This window comes from Actinomyces slackii, assembly GCF_900637295.1.
GTDB classification, from domain to species: Bacteria; Actinomycetota; Actinomycetes; order Actinomycetales; family Actinomycetaceae; genus Actinomyces; species Actinomyces slackii.
Genome location: NZ_LR134363.1, coordinates 1872210 through 1885705, shown reverse-complemented (window position 1 = coordinate 1885705; position 13496 = coordinate 1872210). Strand labels below are relative to the sequence as shown.

Here is a 13496-nt window from a genome sequence, read left to right as displayed (position 1 = left end):
AGGGTAGGCTTCGATGAGTAGCATCCTCGTCGTCGAGGACGAGACCCGCATCGCCTCCTTCCTGGTCAAGGGGCTCAGGGCCGCGGGGTTCACAGCGCAGACCACCGCCTCGGGCAATGAGGCGATCCACCTGGCGGTCCAGGACGATATCGACCTGATCATCCTGGACGTCGGACTGCCCGACACCGATGGATTCGCCGTCCTGGAGCAGATCAGGGGGCAGGGCGTCTCCACCCCTGTGATCATGCTCACCGCCCGCTCCTCGGTGGCCGACAGGGTCGCCGGCCTGGAAGGAGGGGCCGACGACTACATGCCCAAGCCCTTCTCCTTCGAGGAACTCCTCGCCCGCATCCGGGTGCGCCTGCGCTCAGATGCCTCAGCAGCGGCCGACCCCACCCAGCTCACCCACCGGGACCTGGTCCTGGACCTGCGCACGCGCACCATGGAGGCCGATGGCCGGATCATCGAGCTCTCCGCCCGAGAGTTCGCCCTGGCGGAGACCCTCATGCGCCACCCCGGTCAGGTCCTCAGTCGCGAGCAACTGCTGAGCTCGGTGTGGGGCTATGACTTCGACCCCGGCTCCAATGTGGTGGAGGTCTACATCTCGTATCTGCGCGCCAAACTCGGCAAGGACCGGGTCCAGACCGTGCGAGGGATGGGTTACCGCCTCGTGTGAACCGGGGTGGTCGCGCCGGCGCTGCCGGGCCCTGGCGGCGGACCGTCGGCCTCAGTCGTCGATGTCGACCTCACCGAGGTCGTCGTCATCATCGTCGAGATCATCATCCGTTGGAGTCGGCGCCGGGGCGGGCGCCTGCTGGGCCGAGGGCTCTGACGCGGGAGGCTCTGACACGGGTGGCGCGGCCGGCCCGGATTCGACCGTGGCGGGCGCTGCGGGCTCGACGGCTTCGGAGCTGGTGGGGGTCGAGGGCGTGGGCACCGATGATGAGGGGGGCCAGGCCTCCCGCTGCGCCGCCGTGGATGTGGAGGTCATGACGATGCCCGGCTCATTGACCTTCGCGCCGGGCTCGCTGAGCGCTGCCCAGGTCACCCAGGCCAGGAGGACGGAGGTGACGGGAACGGTGATGGCGGCGATCGCACGGCCGCGGCTGGTGAACAGGCTCCTCATCAGGCGCTCCTCTCAGGTGCGGATATGTCCGTCGCCCTCAACGATCCACATCGTGGTGGTCAGCTCCGCAAGGCCCATGGGACCGCGGGCATGGAGCTTCTGGGTGGAGATCCCCAGCTCGGCTCCCAGCCCCAACTGGCCGCCGTCGGTGAAGCGGGTCGAGGCGTTGACGATAACGGCCGCCGAGTCCATGCCGGCGATGAAGTCGTTGATGACAGAGGCGTCCTGTGCCAGGACGGCCTCGGTGTGGCCCGTGGTGTGGGCGCGGATGTGCTCGATGGCGGCCTGGACGTCGTCGACCACGCGCACGGCCAGGTCCAGGGAGCCGTACTCGGTCTCCCAGTCCTCGGGGGTGGCGGCCTCCAGGAGCGCCTCATGCCCGCCAGCGCCTGCGGCGGGGGCCAGGATCTGGAGAGCCTGCTCATCGGCGTGCAGAGTGGTGCCCTTCTGCCACAGCGCCTCGGCTGCCCGCGGCAGCCAGGCCTTCGCGATCTCCCGGTGGACGATGAGCGTCTCGGCGGCGTTGCAGACGCCGACGCGCTGAGTCTTGGCATTGATGATGATCTCGACGGCCTCATCCTGCTGGGCGCTGGCATCGACGTAGACATGGCAGTTGCCGGAGCCGGTCTCGATGACTGGGACGATGGAGTTCTCGACCACCGAGCGGATGAGGCCGGCGCCGCCGCGCGGCACCAGCAGGTCGATGGCCCCGCGGGCTCGCATGAGCGCCGTGGCGCCCTCGCGCCCGGCCGCGTCGATACTGGCCACGAGCTCAGGGGGCAGCCCTTGAGCCTTGAGGGCCGAGCGCAGGGCAGCGATGATGGCGGCGTTGGAGTCCTGGGCCGCGCTGCCGCCCCGGAGGATGACGGCGTTGCCCGCCTTGATGGCCAGGGCCGCCACATCGACGGTCACATTGGGACGGGCCTCGTAGATCATGCCGACCACCCCGATGGGCACGCGCACGCGCCGCACACGCAGGCCGTTGGGCATGACCGAGCCGTCAAGGATCTGACCCACCGGGTCGGGCAGGGCGGCGATCTCCCGCAGGGCCTCGGCGATGCCCTCCAGACGGGAGGCGTCCAGGGCCAGGCGGTCCAGGAGCCCGGGCTTCATGCCGGAGTCCCGGCCCCGCTGGAGGTCCGAGGCATTGGCGGTCAGGATCTCATCGGTGTGGGCCACCAGGGCATCGGCCATGGCCACAAGAGCCGCATCCTTGACCGCGCGCGGGGCCCCGGCTATGGAGCGCTGCGCCGTGCGGGCGGCACTGGCAGTGGCGGCGACAAGGTCCTGAGCATCCCGGGGGGCGGTCGATTCAGCCATGCGCCCTACCCTACGGTGAAAAGATAAGAACGGGGTGGGCACGACCTGACTTACCGGAGGCAACCCGCTGAGAGCCCCCGCACCAGTGCCGGGCTCACGCCCAGGCTCGCGTGCCGCTCAGAGCCCATGACGCCGCCTCCCGACTCGCCGTCCCCTGTCTCACCGGCGTGATGCCCCATCACCGCTCCCGGGCTCAGACACCTTCTGGCCAGGATCGCTGTCACCAGCCACAGGATAGACTCGGGGAAGATGCTCTGGAGAACCGCATGATCGGAGGGCCGCTGCCGTGAGGATCACCCATCTGGAGGCCAGCAACTGGCGCAACTTCAAGAACGTCTCCTTCGACATCGGCGACCGGCTCTTCGTCGTAGGGCCGAATGCCTCCGGCAAGTCCAATCTTCTGGATATCTTCCGGTTCCTGGGGGACCTGACCCCGGCCGGAGGGGGTCTGGGTCACGCGATCAAGAAGCGTGGGGGCCTGAGCAAGCTGCGCAGCCTCTTCGCCCGCAACAACGCCAAAGGGCACCTGGTTGTGGCTGTCACCCTTCAGGATGGCGAGGACACGTGGGAGTACCGACTGTCGATCAAGGGCGAGGGCCAGGGCCACAATCGTCCGGTCGTGGCCGAGGAGCTCGTGATCCGTAACGGAGAGCGACTCCTGCGACGACCAGACGCTCAGGACGACGCCGACCCGGAGCGACTCACACAAACCCACCTGGAGCAGATCTCGGCGAACCAGCCATTCCGCGCTCTCGCCGACTACTTCACGCGGGTCCAGTACTTCCACCTGGTCCCGCAGATCATTCGGGACCCAAATCGAGTAGGCATCCCCGACAACGACCCCTACGGAGCCCACTTCATCGCCGAGATGAACGCCACGCAGACCAGAACCCGCGACGCCTGGCTCCGTCGAATGGAGAAGGCCCTCCAGGCCGCCGTTCCCGGCTTCGAGACACTTAACATCGAGACTGACAGCGCGGGTAAGCCGCACCTCATCGCGGGGTACAGGAACTGGCGGTCCAAGCCGGCGCTTCAGAGCGAGGCGGACTTCTCCGACGGCACCCTGCGCCTCATCGGCCTGCTGTGGTCGATCATCAAGGCCCCAAAGACCCCCGGCATCCTCCTGCTGGAGGAACCCGAGTTGTCCCTGAACAGCGCTGTGGTGCGCATGCTGCCAACGGTCCTGGCCCAGGCACGCCGCTCCTCCGACCTGCAGATCCTGCTGTCCACCCACGCGCCTGAGATTCTCAATGACGAGGGTGTCGTCCCCTCAGAGGTACTTGTGCTCACGGTGACGAAAGACGGGTCCCAGGCGGGTCTGCTCTCGGAGCCGGCCTTCGGCACCGACGAGAACCTGACCCTGGGGTTGAGCCTCGCCGAGATCGTCGACGGACTCATCACTCCGGGTGATCTCACCGGGCTGACCGTGGCCGCACGGAGCAGTCGATGACCGTCCCGCCATGTGTGAGCGTCGCGGTAGAAGGACGCTCCGACACAGGCATGGTGCAAGCCCTGCTGCGCCACGTGGGCCTGGCCCTCACGCGACCATGCTTGGAGAAGAGCGGCTCGGCGAACCTGGACAAGCTGATCAAAAGGCTCGCCAACGCGCCCCTGGCCAACCCGTGGATCGTCTTCCGGGACTCCGACTCCCACTGTCCCGTTGAGCTTCGAACGCAACTGCTCGGTCAGGCCTCTGTCGGTGAGGGTTTCATCCTGCGCCTGGCCTGCTCGATGACCGAGTCCTGGCTCATGGCGGATACCACGGGCTTCGCTGAGCACTTCAAGGTCCCGCATACCCGCGTTCCCGCCCGTCCCGATGATCTGCCTCACGCCAAGCAGGAACTGCTACGGCTGTGCCAGCGCTCAAGGTCCTCACAGATCAAGAAGGATGCAGTTCGCCAGGACGGCAGCCCCGGCCCGCTGTACGTCACCGTCATCAACACCTTTGCCCAGGAGCATTGGGATGTGGCACGGGCGTGCGAGAGCAGTCCGAGCCTGAGTCGCGCCGTCGCCGATCTCGCGCGACTCCGCGATCTGCTGGTGAGCGCGCAGGACCAGTGAGTCCGACGCACTCGCCGCTGACGGGTGGGAGTCTCAGACCCCTGCGGTGCGGGGGAGCTCGGCCAGGTCGTCGCGGTGGACGACGGGGGCCACATGGTCGGGCACCGGCCCTCCGGTGGCCCGAGCGGCCAGGACCTCCTCCAGCTCGGCTGCCGCATAGCGGCAGATCCCCCGGGCCACGATGCGCTCGGGCCCCACGACGTCGACCACGGCCCCGGACTCGAAGTCCCCGGTCACGCCGATCACCCCGGGAAGCAGAAGCGACTTCTTGCCCACGGTCAGGGCGCGGGCCGCTCCCTCATCCACCAGGACCCGCCCTTCGGGCACCGAGGCGTAGGCCATCCACAACCGCCGGCTGGGGCGGTGGGGCCCAGTGGGGGCGAACCAGGTGCCCACGTCGGCGGGCAGCCGCGGTCCGGACAGGAGGCGGGCGGCGTCGTCAGCACTGGCGATGAGGGTGGCGGTCCCTGAGGCGCAGGCAATGGTGGCGGCCTGGACCTTGGTGGTCATGCCGCCGGTGCCCACCGCCGAGCCACGGCCGCTGACGGATACGCCCTCCAGATCGGCCCCCGATCGCACCAGCCGGATCGGCTCGGCCCCCGGGGTGCCCGGGCGGGCGGTCCACAGCCCGTCGACGTCGGTGAGCAGCACCAGGACATCGGCTGTCACCAGGTGGGAGACCAGGGCCGCCAGGTGATCGTTGTCCCCCAGGTTGAACTCCGTGGTGGCCACGGCGTCGTTCTCATTGATGATGGGCACCGCACCCAATGACAGCAGGGCGTCGAAGGTTGAGCGAACCGTGCGGTAGTGACTGCGCACCGCCACGTCCTGGGCTGTCAGCAGCACCTGGGCGGTGACCACCCCATAGGCGCTCATCGCCGTCTGCCAGCGGGCGAGCAGATTGCCCTGTCCCACGGAGGCGGCCGCCTGAAGCAGGCGCAGCTCGCCGGGCCGGCGCTCCATGCCCAGCGGGGTCAGGCCCGCGGCTACCGCCCCCGAGGAGACCAGCACCACGTCATGGCCCCGGCCCCGCAGTCCGGCGACAAGACCGGCCATGATGTCGATGCGGTTGAGGTCCAGTCCGCCGTCGTCACGGGTCAGGGAGGATGAGCCGATCTTGACCACGACGCGCGCGCCGCTCGGCAGCGCCTCAGGCCGCCCCGCCTGCACCTGGGCGGATACGGTGCTCATCGCTGATCCCCCTCATCCCAGGCGGCATCGGTCCACAGGCCCTCAGCGGCCTCAGCCCGCAACTGGGCGCGAGCGGCCTCCTTGGCGTCCATCCGCTCGTGGTACTCGGCACGGCGCTCCACATTGGTGCGCCTGGTGCTGGGGTCCACGCGCAGGTCGGTTCCCCGCGCCCCCAGCAGCTCGGGCCCGGTGGACAGGGATGGCTCCCAGGTGAAGAGCACCCCCCCTTCCAGGGCGCCGATGAGCACCGGGTCACCGGCCTGCGCCCCGGCCTTGACGAGCTCGTCCTCCACTCCCGCGGCGGCCAGGCGGTCGGCGAGGTAGCCGACCGCCTCATCATTGGAGAAGTCGGTCTGGCGCACCCAGCGCTCGGGCTTGTCCCCGCGCACCTGGTAGACCCGCCCCTCAGTGGGATGGGTGACGTAGCGCACCTCGGCCACCGGCTCGGGCCGACGGCGCCCCACGGCGGCAGGCCGGATGACGGGACGCTCAGCCTCGGCGGCTGCCTGAGCGGCGGCAGCGGTGACCGGGGCGGAGGAGCGGGCCTCATCCACCAGGGAGGCCAGGGCGAAGGACAGGGGGCGCAGTCCCGTGCGCGCGACGGCGGAGACCGCGAAAACCGGCATCCCGCGGGACTCGAGGTCCTCACGGACGAAGTCGGCGAGCTCGGCCGCATCGGGGACGTCGGTCTTGGCCAGGACGGCCACGCGCGGCCGCTCCATGAGCGGGACCCGCCCGGTGACGGCCGGGTCACTCTCCTGATCGCCCAGGCGCTCGGCGTAGGCGGCCAGCTCGGCCTCGATGGCGTCCATGTCGCTGAGCGGGTCGCGGCCCGACTCCAGGGTGGCGCAATCCAGGATGTGGACGATGACGGCGCAGCGCTCGATATGCCGCAGGAACTCCAGGCCCAGGCCCTTGCCCTGAGATGCTCCCGGGATGAGACCGGGCACATCGGCGATCGTGTAGCGGGTGGAGCCGGCCTCCACCACCCCGAGATTGGGCACGAGGGTGGTGAACGGGTACTCGGCGATCTTGGGCCGCGCGGCGCTCATGGCGGCGATGAGGGAGGACTTGCCGGCACTGGGGTAGCCCACGAGGGCGACATCCGCGATGGTCTTGAGCTCCAGGGTCACATCCAGGGCCTGGCCGGGCTCGCCCAGCAGGTGGAAGCCCGGGGCGCGGCGCCGCGCGGAGGCCAGGGAGAAGTTCCCCCGGCCCCCGGTGCCCCCGGCGGCCACCACGACGGAGGCCTCGGCGCCGACGAGGTCGGCGAGGACCTCCCCGGAGGCGTCCTTGACCACGGTACCCTCGGGGACGGGAAGGATGAGGTCCTTGCCATCGGTCCCGCGCCGCCAGTCCCCCATGCCGGGGGTGCCGTTGCCGGCCCTGCGGTGCGGGGAACGGTGGTAGGTCAGCAGGGTGGTCACAGAGGGGTCGGCCACCAGGATGACGCTGCCGCCGTGCCCACCATCCCCGCCGTCGGGGCCTGCCAGGGGCTTGAACTTCTCACGATGGACGGAGGTGCATCCGTTCCCGCCGTCGCCGCCGGCGACGTGAAGGACCACTCGGTCGATGAAGCTGGGCATGCGGCGCTCCTGGGTCTATCAGCTCAGCGATGGGGGATCCCATCCGGTACGCCGCGAGGGCGGACGGCCCGTGCCGTCCGCCCTCGCGGCGTGAAGGAAGCGGGTGCTCTCCTGGGCTCAGGCCTCGGGGAGCACGATGTTGACGACCCTGCGGCCGCGGAAGGTGCCGAACTCGACATTGCCGGCCGCCTTGGCGAAGAGGGTGTCGTCATTGCCGCGGCCCACGTTCTTGCCGGGGTGGAAGTGGGTGCCGCGCTGGCGGACGATGATCTCGCCGGCCTTGACGAACTGGCCCCCATAGCGCTTGACGCCCAGGCGCTGGGCATTGGAGTCGCGGCCATTGCGGGAGGAGCCAAGACCCTTCTTGTGTGCCATGTCAGGCTTCTTTCTTCTCGATCTGGTGAGTTCAGGGGGACCGGTGCCGTCAGGCTCGACGGCGCCGCGGGGTCACTTGATGCCGGTGACCTTGATGGCCGTGAGCTGGGCGCGGTGGCCCTGGCGCTTGCGGTAGCCGGTCTTGTTCTTGAACTTCAGGATGTTGATCTTGGGGCCCTTCTCATCGCCGATGATCTCGGCGGTGACGGAGGCCTTGGCCAGGTCGGCAGCGGCGGTGGTCACCGTGTCGCCATCCACCAGCATGAGGGGGGCGAGGGAGACCTCGTCACCGATCTCGCCGGCGAGCTTGTCGACAACCACGACGTCGCCGACGGAGACCTTCTCCTGACGGCCGCCGGCCTTGACGATCGCGTAGACCACTTGAATGCTCATCTCTGTCGTTACTTCATCGGGCTCTGCGCGCAACGAGCGTTGCGCCGGGCCCTCTCCTGGGCAATGGTGCAGCACGCACCGGCTGACAACTTTAGGCGATACGACGCGCCGCTCCAACCTCCTGGCCCTTGACCCGCCTGTGTTCTTGGGCACCCCGCCTCGGGAGAATGCCGCGGCGGCGGGCCCGGCCAATCAGTCGGCGCGAGTCATTCAGCGCCGGTCAGTCGGCCGGAGCCTCCTCGGCCTGAGCCTCAGACTGACCCTCAGACCGGGCCTCGGCCTGGACCTCGACCTGGGAGTCCTGAGCCTCCTGCTCCCGATGAGCGTGCTCGGCCGCGGCGGCGATCTGAGCCAGGGCCCCGCGCACAGCGGCGCGGGCCTCCTCCTCCGCCTCCGGGGAGGTCGCCTCCTTGGTCTCCTTGTCCTTCTTGCGAGCGGACTTCTTGTCCTTCTTCCCCTTCTTCTCCTTGGGCGCGGCCTCGGAGGAGGCCTCCTCCTGGCGCTTGCGCCCCCGGGAGCGCCCTGACCCGCGGGAGGCAGAGGCGGACATATCCGCCTGCTGGTTCTCCACCGGCTCGTCGTGGACGATGAAGCCCCGGCCCTTGCAGCACTCGCAGGTCGTGGAGAAGGCCTCGACCAGGCCCTGGCCCACGCGCTTGCGGGTCATCTGGACCAGACCCAGGGAGGTGACCTCGGTGACCTGGTGGCGGGTGCGGTCCCGCCCCAGGCACTCCACGAGCCGGCGCAGCACCAGGTCACGGTTGGACTCCAGGACCATGTCCACGAAGTCGATGACCACCATGCCGCCGATATCGCGCAGGCGCAGCTGCCGGACGATCTCCTCGGCGGCCTCGATGTTGTTGCGGGTGACGGTCTCCTCCAGGGTGCCCCCCGCCCCGGTGAAGCGGCCGGTGTTGACGTCGATGACCGTCATGGCCTCGGTGCGGTCGATGACAAGGGTGCCGCCGCTGGGGAGCCAGACCTTGCGGTCGAAGCCCTTGGCCAACTGCTCATCGATGCGGTGAGCGGCGAAGACGTCGTCGGGCCCGGTCCAGTGCTCCAGGCGGTCGGCCAGGTCGGGGCTCAGCTCACCGACGTACTCCGAGATGGTCCGCCAGGCCTCGGGCCCGGCCACGACCAGCTTGCGGAAGTCCTCGTTGAAGACGTCGCGGACCACGCGCACGGCCAGCTCCGGCTCCCCCTTGAGGAGCATGGGGGCCTTGGCCGAGCCCTTGAAGACGCTGGCCGCCTTCTTGTCGATGGCCTCCCACTGGGCGACGAGGCGAGCGACGTCAGCGGCGAGCTGCTCCTCACTGGCGCCCTCGGCGGCGGTGCGCACGATGACGCCCGCGGAATCGGGCACGATCCGCTTGAGGATCTTCTTCAGGCGCGAGCGCTCGGTGTCGGGCAGCTTGCGGGAGATCCCGGTCATCGTGCCCCCGGGCACCAGGACCAGGAAGCGGCCGGCCAGGGTGATCTGGCTGGTCAGGCGGGCTCCCTTGTGGCCGATGGGGTCCTTGGTGACCTGGACCAGGACGGGGTCCCCACTGGAGAGGGCATCCTCGATGCGGCGCGGCCGGCCCTCCATTCCCGCGGCGTCCCAGTTGACCTCCCCGGCGTAGAGCACGGCGTTGCGACCCTTGCCCAGGTCCACGAATGCCGCCTCCATCGAGGGCAGGACGTTCTGGACGCGGCCGACGTACACATTGCCCACCATGGAGGTCTGGGTGTGGCGGGCCACGTAGTGCTCCACCAGGAGGCCGTCCTCCAGGACGGCGATCTGGTTGAGGCCATCGGACTCGCGCACGATCATCTGGCGGTCCACGGACTCCCGGCGCGCCAGGAACTCGGCCTCAGTGACGATGGGCCGACGACGGCCGGCGGCCCGGCCCTCCCGGCGGCGCTGACGCTTGGCCTCCAGGCGCGTCGAGCCCTTGAGCGCGGTGACCTCGTCACGCACGTCCCGCCCGGCATCGGATCGGGTGCGCGAACGACGGCGCCTCCGCCGCGAGCTGGAGCCGCCCTCGTCCTCAACCTGGATGCGGGAGGACGACGCCTGATCGTCATCGGACTGCGCGTCCTGGGAGCGGTCCTGCTCAGCAGCCTCCTTGGAGGGGGACTGCTCGGGCGTCTCCTCACGGCCGCGGGAGCGGCGACCCCGCCCTCCCCGACGGCGCTTGCGGCGCCCGCCGGCGGACTCCTCGTCACCGCCCTGCTGGGCCTGCCCAGCATCGTCCGCCTGCTCGAGGTCCTCGTCCTGAGTGGCCTCCCCGCTCACCTCGGGGGCGCCTGCGGCCGCGGCGGCCTTCCTGCGACGACGGGGGCGACGCCCGGCCGGGGCCTCCTGGTCCGCGGCGGCGTCGGCATCCCGGGAGGACTCCTCACGGTCCTGGTCCTGATCGGCGCTCGCCTCCGCAGTGGATCGTCCCGGGCGCTGCCGGGCGGCGGGCGCGGCGCTGGGCGCTGTGGTGGCGGCCGTGGCACGGCGACGACGGCGGGCGCGCGCGGGGTCGGGGGCCTGGAAGAGCAGCGATGCCGCGGGCAGCCGGAAGGCCTCCTCATCGGAGTCATTCGGGGAGTCCTCGGAGTGCTCGGCGCTCTCAGCGTCCTCTGCGTCCTGGTCCTCCGCGCCCTGGTCCTCGACGGCGCCCTGGTCGTCATCCTCCTCGACGGTCGGGGCCTCCTGCGAGGCCTCCTCATCCCCCTGCGGCTCTTCGGCGGCCTGGGCGCCGTCCTGGGACACGGCGGTCTCGCCCGACTCATCAGCCGGGCTCTGAGCATCCGTCTCAGGCTCCGGCGCCACAGCCGGCTGCTCGGCGGCCGGGGCCTGCTGGGGGGCGGCCGAGGCGGCGGTCGCCTTGCGGCGGCGGCGCGGGCGTCGGGCCGGCTCCTGCTCGGCAGGCTCCTGGGGCTCGGCGTCCCCGGTCGCGGCGGAGTCCTGAGCGGGTTGGGCCGCCTCGTCATCCGGATCAGTCGGGGCACCGCCGGCCTCGTCCAAGGCCGCGGCCTCCTGAGCGGCTGTGGCCTTGGACCGGGCGGCACCAGTGGTGCGGGAGGATCGCCCGGCGGCGCGCTTGGATGAGGGCGCCTTCGCCGTCATCCTCGCCGTCGGGCCAGACGCCTCATCCGTGGGCCCGTCGGTCTCCACCGGGGACTGGGTCGCCTCAGCGGGCTCAGCGGTCGCCTCCTGGGCCCGGAGCTCCTCGACGGCCGGGGCCGCGGCCGGCGCGGTCACTGAGGACGTGGCCCGGCGCCGTCGGGCGGGCCTCTTCGGGGCCTGCTCCACTGCGGCGGCCGCGACGGCGTCGTCCGCCGACTCCGGCGAGACTGCCGGCTCGAATGATTCTGATGATTCTGATGTGGTGCGATCTGCCATCTCGGACTGCACTCTCCGGCCGCTGTCGCGCCGTCGTACCTCCGGCGCGACAGCGAGGTTGTGCCCCCGAGTCTCGGGGGCGCTCATAAAGTCTGCGTCTGCGCCATGGGGCGCCTCGCCCTCGGGGGACGCCCGCTCAGTCCGGACTCGCGGCGACGCTCGAGGCGGCGCGAGAATCCCGGGCGGGGTCTTCCCCGAAGGTCTGGGCACCGGGTGCCGGTACGGGGCACGCGGAGCCGAGACGAGTATTCCACACCCTCCCCCGGATGCGCGCAGGGATCTGCCTCACGGCGCGTCCCGCACCAGACCGACCCCGCGCCGGGTCCCAGACGATCCGCAACCGCCAAACACACCCAAAGATCTCAGTAAAATTTCCAACAACCCTCATCAGATCACATAGTCGCAACTGATGACAGCCTTTACTGACATGCCGTCACAGCATTGCTAGACTCGAGCCTATTCCCGAGCGGGACGAACCGCCACATACCCTATTAAACTCATCGCCGTTCCTGAAAGGTGGTGCCGCTTGAGTATCGCACCGCTGGCACTGGACTCCCTCGACCTGGCTCGATGGCAGTTCGGCATCACAACCGTCTACCACTTCATCCTGGTGCCCCTGACCATCGGCCTGTCACCCCTGGTGGCGCTGATGGAGACCATGTGGCGCCGCACCGGGAACGAGCAGTGGCTGGTCGCCACCAAGTTCTTCGGCAAGATCCTGCTCATCAACTTCGCCCTGGGCGTGGCCACCGGCATCGTCCAGGAGTTCCAGTTCGGCATGAACTGGTCGGAGTACTCGCGCTTCGTCGGCAACATCTTCGGCGCCCCGCTGGCCTTCGAGGCACTGCTGGCCTTCTTCATGGAGTCCACCTTCCTGGGCCTGTGGATCTTCGGCTGGGACCGCCTCTCCCCCAGGCTGCACAACCTGTGCATGTGGGCGGTGGCCGCCGGCACCAACTTCTCGGCCTTCTTCATCCTGGCAGCCAACTCCTGGATGCAGCACCCCGTGGGCACCGTCATCAACCCCGTGACCGGCCGCGCCGAGCTCGACGGTGTCAGCGGCTTCCTCGAGGTCCTGTCCAACCCCATCCTGTGGACCACCATCGCCCACGTCGTCGCCTCCTCGCTGCTGGTGGCCGGCGCTGTCATCGTGGGGGTCAGCGTGTGGTGGATGACCAAGGCCGTGCGAGCCGAGCAGGAGACCGAGGCCCGCGAGCTGTGGGGGCGCCTGACCCGCTTCGGCGCGGTGACCATGGTGCTGGCAGGCCTGGCCACGGCCGGCACCGGGCACTTCCAGGGGCACCTGGTGGTCGAGGAGCAGCCTGCCAAGATGGCCGCGGCCGAGGGCCTGTGCCACACCGAGTCCGGGGCCCCGTTCACCGTGGCCGCCTTCGGGGACTGCGACAAGGGGATGACGCGCTTCATCTCCGTGCCCGGCGTCTACTCCTTCATGGCCACCAACGATCCCAGCGCCGAGGTCATGGGGCTGGCCGAGGCCCGCGAGATGTACGCCCAGCGCTACGGCACCACGGACGCCCGGGGCAACGAGGTCGATTACGCCCCCAACGTCATGGTCACCTTCTGGTCCTTCCGACTCATGATCGGCCTGGGCATGGCCTCCCTGGGGGTCGGCGTCCTCGCCCTGTGGCTGACCCGCGGCGGGAGGCTGATCAGCGATCCACGACTGGGCAAGGCGGCCCTGTGGTCCATGTGGCTGCCCTTCATCGGCATCTCCTTCGGGTGGATCTTCACCGAGATGGGGCGCCAGCCCTGGGTGATCGTGCCCAACCTGGCCGATCCGGTCTCCCAGGTCTACATGCTCACCGCTGACGGGGTGTCCACCGTGGTCCCTTCCAGCACGGTTCTGGCCTCCATGGTCATCTTCACCCTCCTGTACGCGGCCCTGGGCGTGGTCTGGTTCATGCTGCTGCGCCGCTACATCCGCGAGGGCGTACGCACCCGGGCCGCCACCAAGGAGCCCCCCGTCGAGGACGGTCAGGAGCCCGACGCCTCGACGCCGGCCCTGTCCTTCGCCTACTGAGACCGGTTGGAGAGTGTAGGAGCACCC

11 protein-coding genes are annotated in these 13496 nt (G+C 69.7%); 4 read left to right on the top strand and 7 right to left on the bottom strand.

The genetic code is table 11. The annotated features are described in order from the left end of the window. Nucleotides 1-13 precede the first annotated feature (13 nt). Nucleotides 14-676 carry a response regulator transcription factor gene (locus EL266_RS07860; RefSeq protein ID WP_026427626.1) on the top strand — a complete coding sequence of 221 codons (663 nt, stop codon included), beginning with the start codon at nt 14-16 and terminating at the stop codon, nt 674-676. Nucleotides 677-727: 51 nt separating this feature from the next. On the opposite strand, the gene EL266_RS07855 is transcribed toward EL266_RS07860, so the two are convergent. Together EL266_RS07855 and EL266_RS07850 are read right to left on the bottom strand one after the other, a co-directional pair. Continuing rightward, on the bottom strand, nt 728-1126 hold the full coding sequence (locus EL266_RS07855; RefSeq protein WP_026427625.1) for a hypothetical protein: 399 nt from the start codon (nt 1124-1126) through the stop codon (nt 728-730). Between the two features lie 12 nt (nt 1127-1138). Beyond that, nucleotides 1139-2446 (bottom strand): glutamate-5-semialdehyde dehydrogenase, encoded by a 1308-nt coding sequence (locus EL266_RS07850; protein WP_026427624.1) that lies wholly within the window; start codon nt 2444-2446, stop codon nt 1139-1141. A gap of 286 nt (nt 2447-2732) precedes the next feature. Here EL266_RS07850 and EL266_RS07845 point away from each other — a divergent pair, with 286 nt between their 5' ends. Next, entirely contained in the window at nt 2733-3896 is a 1164-nt protein-coding gene (locus EL266_RS07845) for an AAA family ATPase (RefSeq protein WP_026427623.1), read from the top strand. A 50-nt stretch (nt 3897-3946) separates the two neighbouring features. Then, nucleotides 3947-4507: a hypothetical protein gene (locus tag EL266_RS07840; protein ID WP_232011987.1), complete on the top strand. Its 561-nt coding sequence runs from the start codon at nt 3947-3949 to the stop codon at nt 4505-4507. A gap of 33 nt (nt 4508-4540) precedes the next feature. Here the strand turns inward: EL266_RS07840 and proB are convergent, their stop codons facing one another. From proB to EL266_RS07815, 5 genes are all read right to left on the bottom strand, one after another. Beyond that, nucleotides 4541-5698: a glutamate 5-kinase gene (proB, locus tag EL266_RS07835; protein ID WP_026427621.1), complete on the bottom strand. Its 1158-nt coding sequence runs from the start codon at nt 5696-5698 to the stop codon at nt 4541-4543. Then, nucleotides 5695-7284 (bottom strand): GTPase ObgE, encoded by a 1590-nt coding sequence (gene obgE, locus EL266_RS07830; protein ID WP_026427620.1) that lies wholly within the window; start codon nt 7282-7284, stop codon nt 5695-5697. Before obgE ends, proB begins: the two co-directional genes overlap by 4 nt. Nucleotides 7285-7401: 117 nt before the next feature. Then, complete coding sequence (rpmA, locus tag EL266_RS07825) at nt 7402-7659, bottom strand: 50S ribosomal protein L27 (protein ID WP_026427619.1); 258 nt, start codon at nt 7657-7659, stop codon at nt 7402-7404. A 72-nt stretch (nt 7660-7731) separates the two neighbouring features. Continuing rightward, on the bottom strand, nt 7732-8052 hold the full coding sequence (rplU, locus tag EL266_RS07820) for a 50S ribosomal protein L21 (protein ID WP_034515333.1): 321 nt from the start codon (nt 8050-8052) through the stop codon (nt 7732-7734). Nucleotides 8053-8272: 220 nt separating this feature from the next. Continuing rightward, nucleotides 8273-11428 carry an Rne/Rng family ribonuclease gene (locus EL266_RS07815; RefSeq protein ID WP_232011986.1) on the bottom strand — a complete coding sequence of 1052 codons (3156 nt, stop codon included), beginning with the start codon at nt 11426-11428 and terminating at the stop codon, nt 8273-8275. Nucleotides 11429-11954: 526 nt separating this feature from the next. Here EL266_RS07815 and EL266_RS07810 point away from each other — a divergent pair. After that, on the top strand, nt 11955-13469 hold the full coding sequence (locus EL266_RS07810; protein ID WP_026427617.1) for a cytochrome ubiquinol oxidase subunit I: 1515 nt from the start codon (nt 11955-11957) through the stop codon (nt 13467-13469). The last annotated feature ends 27 nt before the right edge of the window (nt 13470-13496 follow it).